We start from the raw sequence: 17,210 nt of genomic DNA on the forward strand, positions 1-17,210 counted from the left end.
CCGTGGGGATATGAGCCGACCGTGTTAAAATAGTAAAAGCGAGTAAGAATAATCATCTGCGTGATTATTGTATTCTAGTCTTCGGTGAAATTCCGGCACAGTAAGTCACTACTGCCTTGATCCGCCAGCCTATATAACTGGCAAGCAATATCAGAATGCAAAGCGTACCTATCTGGCTTAGTGGTGAACTCCGAAAGCAAGGACAATAAAGAAGTAAGCCAAATTGCATCATCTCTTTTCTTTTAGGGATAGTTGTTTTGATGGTCTAGAGGGATACTTGAATGTCCCGCTGTCGCCCTTTGGGGTAGGCAGGAATCCCCCGGCTTTAGACGTGGTACGGTTCAATCATGCTCCCTAAATCTGTAGGGGCGATTCGCGAATCGCCTCTACATTTAGGGTTTGCTCGGAAAATATGCGTAAGTCCTGGTTGAGTTGAAAATATAGCCTTGGACAGGCCGGTCAGGTCCAGATAAAATGTGGAGCTAGTCCGTGGGAGTATCGAGAGCAAGCTAGATGTCTGGACCTGATGAGTCCACCGAACCGCTATAGGTTGCTGATCACCATCATAGCGATCGCAAATATCGCAAGGCTTCGTCACGAGTGAAACTATCCCCCGGCTTAACACTGCGGTTCGCTTGCTGAATGAAGCGAAGCACATACAGATCATAATAAAGACTTTCTACCACAGCACCGACCTGTTGCAAATCATCATCCGGAAGTAACTCTACCTCTTCATAAAGTTGCACAAGCAAACTTCTAACTCTTTTTTTGAGCTGTTTCATGGAGACCTCTACAGTTTGAGTCAGCAATTTTTGTCTGTGTAGTGGACTAGGATAAATTTCCAGCAGACTGATCAATCCGATTAATTCAACGGGGGTAACGTCAAGTCTTCCACCGGACGAATAATCGGGTCCGTGGGTTGTTGTTCTCCTTGTCCTAGGAAAATAGCACGCAGGGCTTGTTCAAGGGTTTCTGCCATCACGATGCGGTTCTCATAGGCGACAATTACCCGGGCTAAAATGGGCAAACTATTTTGTTCGGCCTCAATATAAAGTGGTTCGACATAAAGCAGCGATCGCTCAATGGGAATCACCAACAAATTCCCCTGAATGGCCCGAGACCCTTGGCGGTTCCACAGAGAAATCTGCTGAGAAATCACCGGATCTTGGTTAATTCTGGCTTCAATTTGCTCGGGACCATAAACCAACTGTTGTTTCGGGAACTGGTACAGTAGTAAATTCCCATAATGAATCCCATCCGATCGCCCTCCCATCCAACCAACCAAATTGTTGCGACCCATCGGCGTAAACAGGTGCAACAAAATAAATTCTTCGGAGACTTCCGTGGGCAATTTCATAATCAGATAATAAGGCTCGACGATTTGCTGTTCGGTGCCATAAATCTCATTCGGCACCCGCCATTGGTCTTCCCGATTATAAAAAACCGTCGGATCGGTCATGTGGTACGTCAGCAGCCGTTCCGATTGCACCTCAAAAAAATCCAGGGGATAGCGGATATGGGTGCGCAGGGTCACCGGCATGGCATCGAGGGGTTGGAGCAAGTTGGGGAAAATTTCTTGCCAACTCTGAACCAGAGGGTCCGATGGGTCGGACATGTAAAGTTTAACCTTCCCATTGTAAGCATCCACGACAACTTTTACTGAGTTGCGGATGTAGTTAAATTCCTGAGAAGTCGGTTCAGAATAGGGATAGTGGTCGCTGATGGTATAGGCGTCAATCATCCAGTAGAGATAATTATCATCCTCTGGAAAGGGTTGTTCCACTGGGTTGTTTCCCGGCTGATATAAGCGGGTATTGGCAACCACCAGATACGGGTCACTATCAAATTCCAAAAACGGGGCGATCGCCCGAATCCGGTCCTTAATATTCCGCCGAAATAAAACTTTCGTCTCCGGGTTAAAATTGTCCGTGAACAACATCTGCCAGTTGTTCAGGTATTTGGCAAAAATGAAGCGACGCCACCAAGAACCAATCGAAACGCCTCCAGTTCCTTCATAAGCATTATAAACATTCTCATCGCCCTGGGGATAATCGAACTCCGGGACATTACTCGGTGCCATCACCTCCGTATCAGTCAGTTCCCCATAGTAAATCCGGGGATGTCCGATAGGAATGCTGGCGCGAATCAGTTCATTTGCGGTGCCTAATATGCCATCATTGACCGTTTCACTCACGGTTTGGCGTTCCATGCCAATATCGCGAACGAAGTAGTCCGGCAATCCCCCTGGACCCACAGTATTCACAGGACTCAAGGTAAACCCATAACCGTGGGTATAAACTAAGTGTTCATTGACCCAAGTTTGAGCTTCTGTGGGAACGGCGCTATAGTCTAGTTCTCGGGCCGAGATCAGGACCTGTTGCTTTTCCGTGATTAATTCCTCGGATTCTGGGTCGGTTTTTTTGAGGGTATAGCGGTCGATATCAGCATCGGGAAATTTATAGTACAGCCGAATTTGCTGGAGTTGGCGATTGGTTTGTAGGAGGGGGCGAGTATCCCAGAGGCGGATATTATTAATGGTCAGGTCATTGGCGAGGATATCCTCAAAGGTTAGGGAATTTTCCGGGTTAAAGAGTTGGACATCAATGCCATCGAGGTCGAACCCCTGGCGGGTGAAGGCGATACTGCGCTCGATGTAGGGACGCTCTCGTTCAATTTCGTTGGGTTGGACAATCAAGCGTTGCACCGCAAAAGGCACGACGGATCCGGCGATCGCCACTATTGCTACATAGAGTCCCAAGGACTGTTTGAGCTGTTTAAAGTTCTGTTGTTCGGGTTGGCGAAGGGTCAGATAGAGCAAGAAAATGGCGACTGCCGCAGATAATAGGGTTAGGCCCCCATAGCTCCAGACCTCTACATTGGCTTGGGTATAGCCTGCACCATAAATTACATCTTTACTGGAATAGAGCAATTCATAGCGCAATAGCCAATAGCGCAAGGCGATCGCCCCCATGAGTGCTGCACCCAATCCATAAAGGTGACACAATTGCCCATCAGAAAATCCGGGAAACTTCCCTTCGCTGATACTATTTCCCGAGACTAAATAAAGGACAGTGACTGCGGCGAAGAGGAAACAAAGCACTCCCAGTAGCCAAAATTCTAGGAGTTCCCAAATGGGTAAATTAAAGATATAAAAGCTAATATCTCGGTTAAAAACGGGCTCGGTAATATTAAAGGCTTTCGGGTGGAAAAAAACCAGAACTTTTGCCCATTGACCCGAGAGGACTAGGCCGAAGAACAGGCTTAAGGCAACGGCGATCGCATAGAGTAAGCGAGGTTGCAGAACGATCGCCACAGTAAACAGCAACAACAGGGCAATTTGCCACCAGTCTGTGGTCATTTGCTGTAACATTTCCTGGCTGGATTTGAGTCCAAATCCCAGGGGGACTGACGGAGAATTTAAGAGTAACCAAGAACCGGGATGCCAATAATCCACCACAACCTGAGCGTAGTACACCAGAAGGGTGGAGATGCCTAGGGACAGGAGGATGACTAAGGCTAACAGGGATTCTAAGTTGAGGGCGGTATAGGGATTGGGGGAAGGAATTTGAGGGGCGATGGGATAGCCAATATTGCGTTTCCAGCGATCGCGTCCTCCCGGGGGTTCCGTCAGTCCCCGCCTGGGTAGATCTAGTTTGCCGTATTTCAGATGGTTGGCCAGAAATAGATTGCCTCCGGTTAAGGCGGCGGTAATTCCCAGTCCTAGGGCCAGCAGCACTAAGCGGGTGAGTAGGCGGACCCAAAAGACTCGTTCGTAGCCCACTTCGTCAAACCAGAAACTTTCGGCACTCAAAAAAGCAAAAAGTTCTATCCCCATCCATAAGGCTAATCCAGCCACGATCCATTTAAAGGCTTGTTTTCCTAACCCTTTAAGCATGAATTTTAAAGTTTAGAGTTTAGATCTACCTGTCATTGTAGAGTCATCAGTCAGGGAATGGCGATCGCTCCCACTCCTCATACCCTTAATTTGCATAATTTTTAAACGACTCGTCTCATGGCTTTACCATGACTCTCCTCGGATCATGGCTCTGCCGTGATCCGCACTCTTAGCGGCTTAAGCGCCTAATTAAAACAAAACCCCAACTCCCTTCTTTACCCTAGCCCTGTCAAGGTGGTAAATTTAATGACGCTCAATCGTAGTTTCATGTAGGGTTTTGGTCTGATCACCCTCTGATCTGATGTAGGGGTTTGGTCTGATCACCCTCTGATCTGATGTAGGGGTTTGGTCTCCAAACCCTCTTGAGGCTACTTCTTTACCCCTGGAAATTCTGAACTCCCCAGAATAGTTCTAATAAAATCTATATGCAAATTAAATGAATTAATCCAATTGGACCGAGAAAGAGCATCGGTATAGAATCAGATTCCAGGGACAAGAAACCGGGGTTTTGGCCCAAATTTTGATGCAGAGCAACCAGAAATTTAGGCGAAAACCCCGGTCTCTTCCCCTAACTGTACCCCTGGACTAGCTGTACTGTTCGCCCGATCGCGTTTCTGTTTCCAGATTAAACAGCAATCGTAGAGTTTCCATCGCTTGACGCCTCGCCTCAATATCTTGCTGTGCCCGCAGTTGGACCATTGGGTCATGCAAGATTTTATTAACAATTCCTCGGGTGAGTGCCTCGATTACTTCCTGATGTTTTTCGGCAAATTCCGACCCTAAACGAGACAGAGCTTTTTCCAGTTCCTGTTCGCGAATGGTTTCGATTTTATCCCGTAAACAGCTAATCGTTGGCACCGTTTCCAAACTGCGCCACCAAACATCAAACGCTTCAACTTCTTCTTCCAGTAATCCCTCAGCTTCCATTGCCATTTGACGACGGCTTTCTTGGTTTTGAGCGACAACTGCTTTTAAGTCATCCACATTAAACGAATGGACATTCGAGAGGGTATTGACATCAGAATCCACATTACGCGGCACCGAAATATCAATCAGCATCATCGAGCCAGTGGGTTTTAAAACCGCTTCGAGTTTAGACCGATTTAAGATAGGTTCAGTAGAAGAGGTACTTGTAAAAACAATATCTGTTTCAGCAATTACGCTCATCATATCTGATATCAAATGCAGTTTTAAGTCCGCATCCGGGAAGTTTTTAGCCAATTCTTCGGCGCGACGTAACGTGCGATTGAGAATGGTGATTTGGCGAGCACCTTTTGAGAGTAAATGTTGGACTAAAAGTTTTGACATTTTCCCGGCGCCGAGAATGGCAATGCGATAGGGTGAGAGGTCCTGGACCTTAATTTGGGCCAGTTCCACCGCAGCGGAACTGATAGAAACTGCACCAGTGCCGATGTTTGTTTCCGTGCGAACTCGTTTGCCTGCGGTAATGGCTTGTTTGAGGAGACGATTGAGAATGCGTCCGACCCCATTATGTTGCTGACCGAGTTTGTGAGTATTTTTAACCTGGGCTAAAATTTGGCCTTCTCCAAGGACCAAGCTATCCAAACCGGCGGAAACCCGCATCAGATGCATGACGGCATCTTCTTGTAACAAGATAAACAGATGTTGTCGTAACTTATGAATGTTTAATTGGCCGCGTTCCGAGAGAAATTGGATGGCTTCACGAACGCCGGAGTCGGTTTCACCCGTTACGATATAAATTTCTAAGCGGTTACAAGTGCTGAGAATCGCGACTTCTCGAATATTAGGATAGCTACATAAATGAGCGATCGCCTCTTTAATCTCGGGTTCGGGAATACTCAGCTTTTCTCTAATTTCTACGGGTGCTGTCTTATGGCTAAGACCTACGACTGCAATATTCATCTTTTCTCCCTGGATTTTTTAGTCGTTTACCGAGAATCGGCGTAAAGCCCCCGGATTTATCCGTGGGGATATGAGCCGACCGTGTTAAAATAGTAAAAGCGAGTAAGAATAATCATCTGCGTGATTATTGTATTCACGTCTCGGTGAAATTCCGGCACAGTAAGTCACTACTGCCTTGATCCGCCAGCCTATACAACTGACAAGCAATATCAGAATGCAAAGCGTACCTATCTGGCTTAGTGGTGAACTCCGAAAGCAAGGACAATAAAGAAGTAAGCCAAATTGCATCATCTCTTTTCTTTTAGGGATAGTTGTTTTGATGGTCTAGAGTGATACTTGAATGTCCCGCTGTCGCCCTTTGGGGTAGGCAGGAATCCCCCGGCTTTAGACGTGGGGAGGTTCAAAATCTAAAAATCTAAAGGCGCTGCTCATTCAAAAACGGCGAGAAAGCCTTTAAAATGGAGCGTCGATTTGAGGAGTATGCAGCTAGGAGGGCGTTATTCCTGAGCCACTAACCCTGACCGTTAGCCTAAGAGGCACGCGCGAAGTCGGGAACGATTACCAACTCTTCCGTCTCACTGGCTTACTCGATGCCTTTTCGGAAGCGACCTTTCGGAAGGCGATCAGTCAGTGTATTGACGAGGGTCCCACTAACATTATTTTGGATTTATCCAAAATAGATTTTGTTGACAGTTCTGGTTTAGGTGCGCTGGTGCAACTGGTAAAAAAAGCTCAAACTGCTGAAGGTACCTTGCAAATTGTCAGCAATCCCCGGGTGACCCAAACGGTAAAACTGGTTCGATTAGAGCAGTTTCTCTCTTTGCAGCCATCGCTGGACGCTGCCCTAGAAAATATCAAATCCACTTGAGTGTTTCACGCTCTAAATGGCTATCCAGTTCAATTTTTGATACTGGATAGCTTGTTTATTGGGGAGGATGTTCGGTGTCACGACTTCAGTCGTTTCTTCATCTTCGTAGTAACCTCTGATATCGTGTCATGGCTGAATCCGTGACACTCACCATGAGCGGCTTAATCGCCTGTTTAGGAACTGGAGGAACCGGACATGGGTGCGTTACTTGGCTGAAGCCAAGTAACGAGGAAACGACTGAAGTCGTGTCAACGAACATCTCCCCTATCCTCCCCATCTGCCCCATCTGCCCCATCCGATGAGAACCCGATCTCGAAATGTTATAATCCCCATATCTCTTTGATCGGCTGACCGCCCCCTCCTCATCCGGGCACTAGAATGTGAGGCGAGGGAGTGACCCGGGTCAAATTTTCCCAATCAAGAATTCAGAACATAAAATGGTAACCCAGTTAATCCAGTTAGGGGATTTGGACGTGGGATCGGTAATCATTAACTCAAGTGGTTTGGTGCGGGCAGTATGACAGCAACCCCAGAAGCAACAAGCCCAGAAGCTAATCTAGTCGCTGAGGTCCCCCCCGGTGCTCCGGCGCTCGATCTCCAGGAGTGCTTGTCCCTGATGCTCCCGGTCAAAAAATTATCCGCCCCGGAAATTCAACAGCTATCACCCATCGCCCTAGCCTATCTCGGAGATGCGGTGTACGAACTGTTTATCCGCGCCTGGTATTTACGACCACCCAAACGCCAGAAAATCTATCATAATTGTGTGGTGTCGCAAGTGCGAGCTGAGAGCCAAGCGAGGATACTGCGATCGCTCGAACCCTTCCTAACCAGTACCGAACTTGAGATTCTCAAACGCGGGCGCAATGCTGCCACCGGAGGGCCAAAACGAGTCGATGCCGCCATTTATCAACAGGCAACGAGCTTGGAAAGCCTGATGGGATATTTATACCTCACCGATCCCAACCGCTTGATTTTCCTATTCACGCAATTAACCCTAGAACCCATCGAAAGTGGTGGCTCTACTGAACTATAAACCCAGTTCCACCCCTGAACATCCTGCCGATTCCCACTCTTGAGCTTTCCCCTGTGGGAAAAAGACTCAACACCACATCGGGATGAAGCCATCTACCCCCCAATCATAATTGTCATGCCTGGTAAACCCGAAAAATTGAAGCCATCAGTCCGATCCAAGCGAGAATCTTATCCAAAAAAAGACAGTGGACAGGGATCGTCCTACCCGAAAAAAAATCATGGACAGGGATCGTCCTATCCGAAAAAGGACGGGAAAAGTCGCCAATCCTTTCCCTCTAGTTCTGCCCAAGTCGCCCTCGACTCAGACACAGACCTCAAAGATATGATCTACGGTCGCCATACGGTCTTGAGTGCCTTAGAGGGAGAGCGCCAATTGCATCGGATTTGGATTACCGCTCAATTGCGATATGATCCCCGCTTTCATACTGCTCTTTCCACCGCCAAAGCCACAGGAACCGTCATTGATGAAGTTGATTACCGACGCCTGGATCTGCTGACCCACGGAGAAAATCACCAAGGGGTTGCGGCACAGGTTTCTCCCTATACCTATTGGGAACTCCCGGATTTAATTGCCAGTGCCTTAAAGGTATCCGATCGCCCGGTCCTCCTCGTCGGCGATGGAATTAACGACCCTCACAATTTAGGCGCAATGATTCGTACTGCTGAGGCGATCGGCGCTCAGGGGCTGGTAATCCCGCAAAGACGAGCCGTTGGGATCACCTCAACGGTGATGAAAGTTGCTGCTGGGGCATTAGAATTTTTTCCGGTTGCCCGGGTGATCAATCTCAGTCGCGCACTGGAACAGTTAAAGGAAGCGGGTTTTTGGATTTATGGAACTGCCGCCAACGCACCCTCAGCCGTCAGCAGCATCGAATTTAGCCGACCCACGGTTTTGGTCGTGGGATCCGAAGGGGAAGGTTTGAATTTGTTGACACAACGTCACTGTGATGAATTAATTTCTATCCCCCTCCAAGGCAAGATCCCCAGCCTGAATGTCTCTGTGGCAACGGGAATGGCGCTTTACGAGATTTTTCGTCAGCGATGGACCCAGCGTCCGAATATGGGAAATCTGAAGAAACATACGGTTGAAAAAATACATTCTAGGGAGTATAAAGAAATGTAAATAAACCCATCTGACTGAACCAAGACTTAATAGCACCTCGTCGTCATACAACGGTAAATAAGGGAATGATATGAAGGAATTGAAAGAAATCTTGATTAGCTTGCTGAACCTTTTAGGCCGGGCCTGGTGGATAGAGATTGCCACAGACAATCCTCGGTGTACTTACTACTTTGGACCATTCCTGAGTAAACCGGAAGCCGAAACCGCTAAAAACGGATATATAGAAGACCTGGAACAAGAAAGTGCTCAAGGCATCTGCTTTAAGGTCAAACGCTGCAAACCCAGCGACCTCACGGTTTATGAGGAGCCGGGGGAGATGAGTAGTCGGGGAAAATCCCCGGCATATAGCGGTTAATTTGAACTGGAAGGCTGCCTAATTATTGGGAAGAAAACTCCGATGGTGCAAGCAATTGGGGATGGAGATCAATCCAGCGATCAATGTCCCCGAGGACTTGCGCCGGGATTTCCCAAGGAAATAGGTGAGCGGTATTGGGGTAGCAAATGAACTCAGAATTTTTGAGGTGATCAGCGGTTTCCCGGCTCGAATCTGCGGTAATGTGGCGGTCCGCTTCCCCCGCCATTACTAAGGAGGGACAAGTGATCTGTTCTAGGCCAGAGAGTCGGTTGTAGCCCGCTCTGAGGGCGGCATTGAGTGCATTACGGGCCGGAAGGCTCGTTTGCAGATAAGCAGACATCCCGCGAGAGGCTAGATATTGATACGCCACGGGAGTATGTTGCTGAATCAGGTAACGATAGAGCGATCGCCGGCCCAAAGTGTCGATATTCCATTGCCAACTCGGGACGACTCGATTAATAATCGACGAGACTCCGGTAAATGCTAAATCCTGCCAACTAATCGGGGGATGGGAACTTCGGGGACGGGCGGCAGAAGCGACTAACATCAACCCCGTAACGCGATCGGGGTGTCGTAACGCCAGTTCCATTGCCAAAATCCCTCCCAGGGACCAACCCAAGAGTAAAAAGCGATCGACTTTCAAGCGATCGAGCAAGGCTTCTATGTCCCTAAGATGGTCCGTCATTTGAAAGCTGCCTCGGGTCCGGCTATTACCATACCCGCGCAAATCTGGGGCAATGGTTTGGAATCTTTGGCTCAAATGGTCTGTAAAGACAGACATGGAAGCCCCATGACCCGGATGGCCATGCAAACAGAGAATCGGAAAGCCGGATCCCCGAGTAATCACACTTAAGTGATGAGGGGAATAAGTGAGGGTTGGAGAGGATGCCATGTCGAATTGCTAATGTTAGAGGTTTTCCTTTTCATAGTTGACCACTGCGGAAGAGATATTCCGAGATTTCAGAAATAAACTGACGAATGGTCGGTTCGCTATAGGCACCATCGTCAATAACGGTAATAATGTAAGTCTCGCCGAAGAGGTTCATGGCTAAGGTGGTGCCGAGGACGCGAGAGGTTTGCCCTGTTTTTTCACCTAACCAGTGACCGAACCCCCCTTCTAACCCAGCAAACCCGAGTTCATGGTCATATTGCCGTTCTAGGGAACGAATCAGAATTTCATCTCCGAGATGTTCTCGGTTATAGATTTGAATCATCATCTGAGTCAGATCGTCGCTGGTGGTGGTGTTGCTGCCGATCGCCACATTCTGAGGATAAATGCGATCGCCCACAAATTTAGAATAAACCCGCGTCTGGGTGAAACCCCGTTCTTCTAACACTTGATTAATGTAATCCCACCCCAAATAATCAATAATTTGATTGGGGCCAATATTACTACTCTGACCGATCGTGGCATTTAAAAGAGTTTGAATGGGATATTTTTCACCCACCCGAAGTTCAGAGGCATCCTCGGTATAGTTTGCCGAATCGACATAAATCGGGGTATCAAACCGGAGTTTTTCCGAGGTGACTTTGTTCATTAAAGCCACGGCGATCGGGACTTTCATCAAACTGGCGGCATCTCGCGCCGGTTCATTTCCTCGCAACCGACGACAGATGTTGGTGGTGAGGTGACAGATGGTGATTTTGACTTGGGAAGAAAGGCCACTGCGTTCGGCAATGGGAATTAAAAATTGGGATTGTGCCACTTCCAGACGGTAAGAAACGGCCTCTAAATTGGCTTGATATTCGGCGATTTTTTCAACAGCGCGATCGCCATAGTCGGAATCCTCTGGAATTTGATGTAGGTTATCCAGGGCTTTTTCCCAAATGGATTTGAGGGTTTGTAACGTCTCAACGGAGGAGTTGCCAGCCCCCCCCAACTCTGATGCTTGAACACCGTAGCTGAGTGCCTCTTCCCAGTAGGGTTTGCCATTGAGTTGTTTTGCCAGATTTCGTTCTACCGTTTCCATCCGCGCCAACAGGGTATCGTATCGTTGCAACAACGGCGCAAACTCGGAAGGGTACGACCATGCATCAGTAGAGTCAGGCATCGAGTCAGCACAGTTTGGATTAGAACCCGAGGGATTTTCCCCTGCTGTGGGGCGATCGCCAACGGTGCCGGTCCCGGAGTCCGTCTCCATTGCAGTGGGAGAACAAGTCAGCGGAGGGGCTTGCGCTTGGGGTTGGGGCATCCACCACATCCCCGCCGCCAGTAGACTCACAGAACTTGTCAGTGCGATCGCAATCCGTTTTTTACCTCTGTGCATATTGCACACCCTGCCTCACCAAATAAAAACCATCAATGTTCGTTATTTTACTGAATCCTGCACCAACAAACCGAAAACAATTCATCTCTAAGAGTTTTGCGGAATCCACCCCGAACCCCTTGTAGCAGGATAGCTCTCATTCAGTTATCGGAAAAACTGCTCCAACAAACAAACCACAAAAAACTCCAGAGAAATTCTTACCCCTTCTTATAACAGAATTCTCTTCCTCAACAGGAATTAAGCTTTCAACCTAGTTTTACAAAAGAGGGATAGTGCCCATTTTTTTTATGGAAATCCCTAAGTGTATTTACTCAGCATCCGTCAAATAGCTGATTTCTCTTGAGTCATTTGGCTGATGTGAAAATCAAAGGACCGGGTAGACAATAAATGGTTAAGTGATTTCACTTATTCGAGCCTGATGTTAAAAAAGTTCAGGGGAGGATTGGTTTACTGAGTCACCGGCTTGCGGGTAAAAAACCCGGAGAAAAAGAGCGGTCAGTATGGGAAGCATCTGGCAAAGGATTCACTTTAAAAAAAGGAATCGGGAAACAAAAAAAATCTATCCCTGGATGGATGTTACAAATGAAAAACCTCAAAACATAGAGCATCGCTGGTCCCCATTGAGGGGGGATATAACAGATGAGGTGATTGATAGGATTGAGTCTCACCAAGTCCGGCGCAGCAATCGAGGGCAAACTAAAACCCGAAAATTTTTGACAATTGAGGGCGGCTGGTATCAATGCCGCAGTATCTAATCGAAATTGATAAGAATTTCGTAGAAAGATGCGCTTTTTTCTATTTTATGGTAAAGGAAGAAAAATCTTGGAATTAGTTCCCAAAGGCTCATAAGAGGTCGTTTGGGTACTCTAGGGATCAGAAAGCCTACAGGTTTAAGCAAAAGCAATCCTCCTCCCAAAACTGGAGGTTAATATCCCTGATTGCTCTTACCCATGATGGGTTAAACCCCACATCTAAAAATGACCAACTTGACATATAGTGACGAAAGTTAGCAAATTTTTATCAAAACTTGTTAACTCGCTGTACTATAGCAACTTAAAGGTTTTATTCCAGATTTCAGCGAGGTTGAAGTCCGGATATAAAGCAATTTTTTAAGTGCGAAAATTGCCCCTGTTTTATAGATTAATGAAATCAGAAGAGTTTCGGATCAGCTAATGCTAACAGTTAATTTTGCACATTTCCGATTGAATCTGGCCCCGTTTTTGCTGCCCATTCAGATATATTTTGCTCCTGGACTACCTGCGCCGAATGTTCAAGCCATGTTAGTCCCTGTGACTAGACCCTATCAGGAGCGTCCAACCACACAGGCGAATTCCGACTGTAAGGAGAACGATCAGAAAGAATGCGATCATCATCGGGGCAGTCGGGAAGAGCGTTCGGAACGCTAGTTTTTTAAGTTGTCCGGCTGACTCTGTTGGGCGGGTCACAAAATGCGGCCCGCCAGTCCACCTCGGACAAGTGAGATTCAACCCCGAACAATCTGCTCGATTTTCTGCGCTTGCACCGGCAAGGCAGCCGTAAAGACTTCCCGACCCTCTTGGGTGACCATGATATCATCCTCGATGCGGATGCCTCGGACATCGTGAAACTGGGCTAATTTATCCCAGTTGACGACGCCATCATATTGATCACGCCGTTGGGGGTCGTTTAAAATAGCGGGAACTTGATAAAATCCGGGTTCAATGGTGACTAACATTCCCGGTTGTAAGGTCCGGTTCAGACGCAGGTAACATAATCCAAAGCGATCGCTGCGATCGCGACCCTCCTGATATCCCGCAATATCTCCCAAATCTTCCATATCATGAACATCCAATCCCAGGAGATGTCCGACACCATGCGGAAAAAATAAGGCATGGGCGTCCATTTCCACCAAATCCTCGGGATTGCCACGCAGAATTCCTAAATCTACCAATCCTTGGGCGATCGCCACTGCTGCTACCCGATGAATATCCGCATATTCAACTCCAGGACCCACCTGCTCAATGCAGCAGTCATGGGCCGCCAAAACCACATCGTAGATATCCCGTTGGGTGGGGGAAAACTGCCCAGAAACCGGCCAGGTGCGGGTGACATCTGCTGCCCAACCTGTAGCGGTTTCTGCACCCACATCCACTAATAGCAAGTCTCCCGGCTGCAACAGGTTATGGTAATGCTGATTGTGCAAAACTTGGCCTTCAACCGTGACAATACTGTTATAAGCACAGGTAAAATTTTGGGCGATGATTGCCCCTTCCATTGCACCCCGGACCATTGCTTCGGTTTGAGCGCGTCGAGTGGACATCATTCCCACCAGATGAGCTTGGACGGTACAGGCAGCCGCTTGTAAGAGTTCATGAATGGCGGATTCATCGTGGATTAGGCGTAATTGAGCGATCGCCCGGGCCAATTCCCGATCGCGAGCAACCGTGGGGTTCCCGTGATCCGAAAACAATCCCACCGGGCGATCGAGGACATCCACCTGTTCCATCCGCGTCTTCAAATCTGTTGCAGCAACAGTAGCGGCATTTTGGCTACGAGATTTTAACTCGGAAAGGGGAAATGCCTCATCTGCGGCGATCGCCTCGGCAACCTGCGATCGCTTCGGCATTTCTCCATGCCAGAGGGTACTGCCTGGGTGGGGATCGTCCATAAACAGTTCCAATCTGCCCCCTTCCAGACGAATTGCTGCATTTTCGAGGGAGACTCCGGCAAAATATAAGAAATGACTGCTGGGGCGAAAGGGATAGACATTCGCCGGAAAATTGCGGGAACAGGGACTTCCCGACCACAAAATCACGGGAAAAGCGGTCTCTTGGGCCAGCTTTTGGCGGCGCTGATGTAGGGAAGTTGCAGGAGTGGACATTTGCATAATGGATAATTTAACGTTGCGATCAATTTGGGTTTGATCAACCATCATAGGGAGTAAACAGTCTTCATCTAATTAAACCCATGAACGCATCTAAATCGGGGCAAGTGCGCCCTTTAAAACCGAGTCACTGGCCGATCGCCCAATTACCTGGGGTTAGTTCCACGGACCAAAATCTACTGGAAAGTTGCGGGATTACCACCACTCGGGAACTGCTGCGCCGGGGGAAAGCATCTGAGCAACGGCAGGCGATCGCCACTGAGTTAGGAATTCATATTCAATATCTGAATAAATGGGTCGCAATGGCAGAACTGGCCTCAATTCCAACTGTCGGATGTGAATATTGTGGGTTATTGCTGCACGCCGGGATTGCTTCGATCGCCCAACTGGCGGACTTACCCATCCACCGATTGCACCAACAACTTTTGAGGGTCCAAGTGGCCCATCTCCAACGCCGGGACCTCTGTCCCCCGGTGGATGAAGTGACGCGATGGATTCAACAGGCGCGGACCCTTACCAAGAGATGAACGAGGGAGAATTACTCCTTCTGGGGTTGCGCTAAGACCCCATGTAGGAAAATATCCGCCAATCCTTCCGCCATTTCCTTCATAGCTTTTGGGGAGGAATCGTTTTCCAGGAGGGTTTGCTGACTGAAACCTGCTACGGCAAACATTCCCAGAAACACATGAGCAACGAGGCGAGGATTCATGGGACGATAAATACCGCGTTCCATTGCGGTTTCAAAGAATGCCTCAGCGACATCGGTCATTTTGGAAATTACTTCTGCCTGGATGCGATCGCGTAACTCCGGGTGAAACTGAGCCTCCAGGAAGCAAACCCGCATCAAATCCGCATTCTTGTGAATATTCAACATCCGCCGCCGCATCACTTGCGCCACTGCCTGATAACTGCCCATTTCACTCAGTTCCGTGAGCAGATCCGTGAGGATTTCAATCCATCCCTGAGTGGCTAACTCCACCAAAATTGCTTTTTTATTGGCAAAATGACGGAAGAGGGTTCCTTCAGCTACACTGGCAGCTTGAGCAAGGTCCCTTGTCGTGGTTCCGTTGTAACCCTTTTGGGCAAATAACCGCTGCGCCGCATTTAAAATCCGAGTGCGCGTATCAGTTTCAGCAGGTTGGGAGCGAGTAAATATATTCATGGTTAATAGAAAATAGTGCTGTGGGAAATCACATCAATAGCGTTTTTTCTAACCCCTTCAGGACTCAATGAACCCGAATCAAACAGAGGAATAACCGCCCTTGCATCACTTAAAATGGCTGACGCTCAATCGAGGGGTTACCCTCAGACTGATGAATCCAAATCACCGATTTTTTTTATTGTCTATGTCAATCTCTAGGTTTCGGATGGCGATCGCAAAATGGGGAAAACCCCAATGGACTGGGAAATGGTCACACTCCCGACACTTCATGATTGCCCTTTTGGTCACGCTTCTGCTATGGTCCGGGATTTCATTAAACCCGGCACTGGGTCGAGAACAAGTTTCCCCCGCTACAACTCAGTCAATCCAGCCTTACTTAGACCGGGTTGCCGAGAAAATTAGCGAGTTTACCCTCGATAATGGACTCAAGTTTATCGTTTTAGAACGACATACCGCCCCGGTTATTTCATTTCTAACATACGCCGATGTCGGGGGTACTAACGAACCGGAAGGCAAAACCGGGGTTGCCCACTTTTTAGAGCATTTAGCCTTTAAAGGGACTCAGCGAATTGGGACCCGAAACTATCCAGCCGAAAAAGAGCTACTCGAAAAACTCGATCGCCTTGACGCTCAAATTAGAAGCGCCACTACTGCTGGAAAAACTGCCGAAGCTGAACGGTTACAAGCCGAATTTGAGAAAACCGAGGCGGCTGCCGGTGAGTTGGTGGTCCAGAACGAATTGGGTCAAATTGTTGAACAATCCGGAGGCGTTGGACTCAATGCTACCACGTCTGCTGATGCCACTCGCTATTTCTACAGCTTTCCTTCCAATAAGTTAGAACTCTGGATGTCTCTGGAGTCTGAGCGTTTCCTGGAACCCGTCTTTCGCGAATTTTATCGGGAAAAGCAGGTGATTCTCGAAGAGAGAAGAATGCGGACGGATAACTCCCCCATTGGCAAAATGATTGAGGAATTTCTGCAAACTGCCTTTGTGGAGCATCCCTATCGCCAACCTGTGATTGGCTATCCCGAGGATTTAGTCAATCTCCGGCGTGAAGATGTCCAGGAGTTTTTTGAGACTTATTACGTTCCCAATAATTTGACCATCGCTGTTGTTGGAGATGTGGACCCGGAGAATGTGCGACGACTGGCAGAGATTTATTTTGGTCGTTACAGCGCTGGACCCACTCCCCCAGAGGTGACTTTAGTTGAACCTCCTCAGACTGAACCGAGACAGGTTGTAGTCCGCTTCCCCTCTGAACCTTGGTATCTGGAAGGATATCACCGTCCCGGTATCAATCATCCAGATAATGTGGTTTATGAATTGATGGCTCAAATCCTCAGTTCTGGTCGGACTTCTCGTCTCTATAAATCTCTCGTAGAACAGCAACAAGTGGCCCTTACTGCCCAGGGTCTGAATGGATTTCCCGGACAAAAGTATGCCAATTTGATGCTATTTTATGGCCTGACTGCTCCGGGTCATACAGTAGAAGAAGTCGCCGCTGGATTGCAAGAGCAAATCAATCGGCTGACAGTGGAGGAGGTCTCTCTTGAGGAGTTAGAGCGGGTGAAAACTCAAGCCAGAGCGGGTGTGTTGCGATCGCTGGCTTCTAATCAAGGTATGGCTAGTTTGTTGGTGGAATATCAAATTAAAACCGGCGATTGGCGCAATTTATTTCAAGAATTAGAGCAAATTGCTGCGGTGACGCCGAAAGATATTCTGCGCGTCTCTCGTGACACATTCCGTCCTGAAAATCGGAC

The 17,210-nt window shown here is 48.1% G+C and carries 13 protein-coding genes; 6 read left to right on the forward strand and 7 right to left on the reverse strand.

Translation table 11 applies throughout. The annotated features are described in order from the left end of the window. Window positions 1-563: 563 nt before the first annotated feature. The 3 genes from J0895_RS13350 to J0895_RS13360 all read right to left on the reverse strand — a co-directional run bounded on the left by J0895_RS13350 (window position 564) and on the right by J0895_RS13360 (window position 5,779). A complete protein-coding gene (locus tag J0895_RS13350) occupies window positions 564-782 on the reverse strand; it encodes a hypothetical protein (protein ID WP_207088576.1) in 219 nt (72 codons plus the stop codon). Between the two features lie 80 nt (window positions 783-862). Beyond that, a complete protein-coding gene (locus J0895_RS13355; protein ID WP_207088577.1) occupies window positions 863-3,895 on the reverse strand; it encodes a UPF0182 family protein in 3,033 nt (1,010 codons plus the stop codon). Between the two features lie 585 nt (window positions 3,896-4,480). Then, the gene (locus tag J0895_RS13360) at window positions 4,481-5,779 is read right to left on the reverse strand and encodes a glutamyl-tRNA reductase (protein WP_207088578.1); all 1,299 of its coding nucleotides are present in this window, start codon (window positions 5,777-5,779) and stop codon (window positions 4,481-4,483) included. Between the two features lie 499 nt (window positions 5,780-6,278). Here J0895_RS13360 and J0895_RS13365 point away from each other — a divergent pair, with 499 nt between their 5' ends. The 4 genes from J0895_RS13365 (at window position 6,279) to J0895_RS13380 (ending at window position 9,157) form a co-directional block, all read left to right on the forward strand. Beyond that, window positions 6,279-6,647: an STAS domain-containing protein gene (locus J0895_RS13365; RefSeq protein ID WP_207088587.1), complete on the forward strand. Its 369-nt coding sequence runs from the start codon at window positions 6,279-6,281 to the stop codon at window positions 6,645-6,647. Window positions 6,648-7,164: 517 nt separating this feature from the next. Beyond that, on the forward strand, window positions 7,165-7,680 hold the full coding sequence (locus J0895_RS13370) for a ribonuclease III domain-containing protein (protein WP_207088579.1): 516 nt from the start codon (window positions 7,165-7,167) through the stop codon (window positions 7,678-7,680). Between the two features lie 321 nt (window positions 7,681-8,001). Continuing rightward, window positions 8,002-8,802, forward strand: coding sequence for a 23S rRNA (guanosine(2251)-2'-O)-methyltransferase RlmB (gene rlmB / locus J0895_RS13375; protein WP_422894331.1), 801 nt, complete (start codon window positions 8,002-8,004; stop codon window positions 8,800-8,802). A gap of 70 nt (window positions 8,803-8,872) precedes the next feature. Then, window positions 8,873-9,157 (forward strand): DUF1816 domain-containing protein, encoded by a 285-nt coding sequence (locus tag J0895_RS13380; protein ID WP_207088581.1) that lies wholly within the window; start codon window positions 8,873-8,875, stop codon window positions 9,155-9,157. A 22-nt stretch (window positions 9,158-9,179) separates the two neighbouring features. Here the strand turns inward: J0895_RS13380 and J0895_RS13385 are convergent, their stop codons facing one another. The 3 genes from J0895_RS13385 to J0895_RS13395 all read right to left on the reverse strand — a co-directional run bounded on the left by J0895_RS13385 (window position 9,180) and on the right by J0895_RS13395 (window position 14,290). Next, complete coding sequence (locus J0895_RS13385; RefSeq protein ID WP_207088582.1) at window positions 9,180-10,049, reverse strand: alpha/beta fold hydrolase; 870 nt, start codon at window positions 10,047-10,049, stop codon at window positions 9,180-9,182. A 31-nt stretch (window positions 10,050-10,080) separates the two neighbouring features. Continuing rightward, window positions 10,081-11,424, reverse strand: a complete 1,344-nt coding sequence (locus tag J0895_RS13390; protein ID WP_207088583.1) for a serine hydrolase — start codon at window positions 11,422-11,424, stop codon at window positions 10,081-10,083. Between the two features lie 1,483 nt (window positions 11,425-12,907). Further along, window positions 12,908-14,290 (reverse strand): aminopeptidase P family protein, encoded by a 1,383-nt coding sequence (locus tag J0895_RS13395; protein ID WP_207088588.1) that lies wholly within the window; start codon window positions 14,288-14,290, stop codon window positions 12,908-12,910. An 80-nt stretch (window positions 14,291-14,370) separates the two neighbouring features. Between J0895_RS13395 and J0895_RS13400 the strand changes: the two genes are divergently transcribed. Next, window positions 14,371-14,814 carry a DUF4332 domain-containing protein gene (locus J0895_RS13400; protein ID WP_207088584.1) on the forward strand — a complete coding sequence of 148 codons (444 nt, stop codon included), beginning with the start codon at window positions 14,371-14,373 and terminating at the stop codon, window positions 14,812-14,814. Between the two features lie 11 nt (window positions 14,815-14,825). Here the strand turns inward: J0895_RS13400 and J0895_RS13405 are convergent, their stop codons facing one another. Further along, a complete protein-coding gene (locus J0895_RS13405; protein ID WP_207088585.1) occupies window positions 14,826-15,449 on the reverse strand; it encodes a TetR/AcrR family transcriptional regulator in 624 nt (207 codons plus the stop codon). A gap of 205 nt (window positions 15,450-15,654) precedes the next feature. On the opposite strand from J0895_RS13405, the gene J0895_RS13410 reads away from it, so the two are divergent. Beyond that, on the forward strand, window positions 15,655-17,210 hold a 1,556-nt coding region (locus J0895_RS13410), incomplete at its 3' end, for a M16 family metallopeptidase (RefSeq protein ID WP_422894332.1).

Source organism: Phormidium pseudopriestleyi FRX01 (assembly GCF_017313335.1).
Classification (GTDB): Bacteria; Cyanobacteriota; Cyanobacteriia; order Cyanobacteriales; family Laspinemataceae; genus Laspinema; species Laspinema pseudopriestleyi.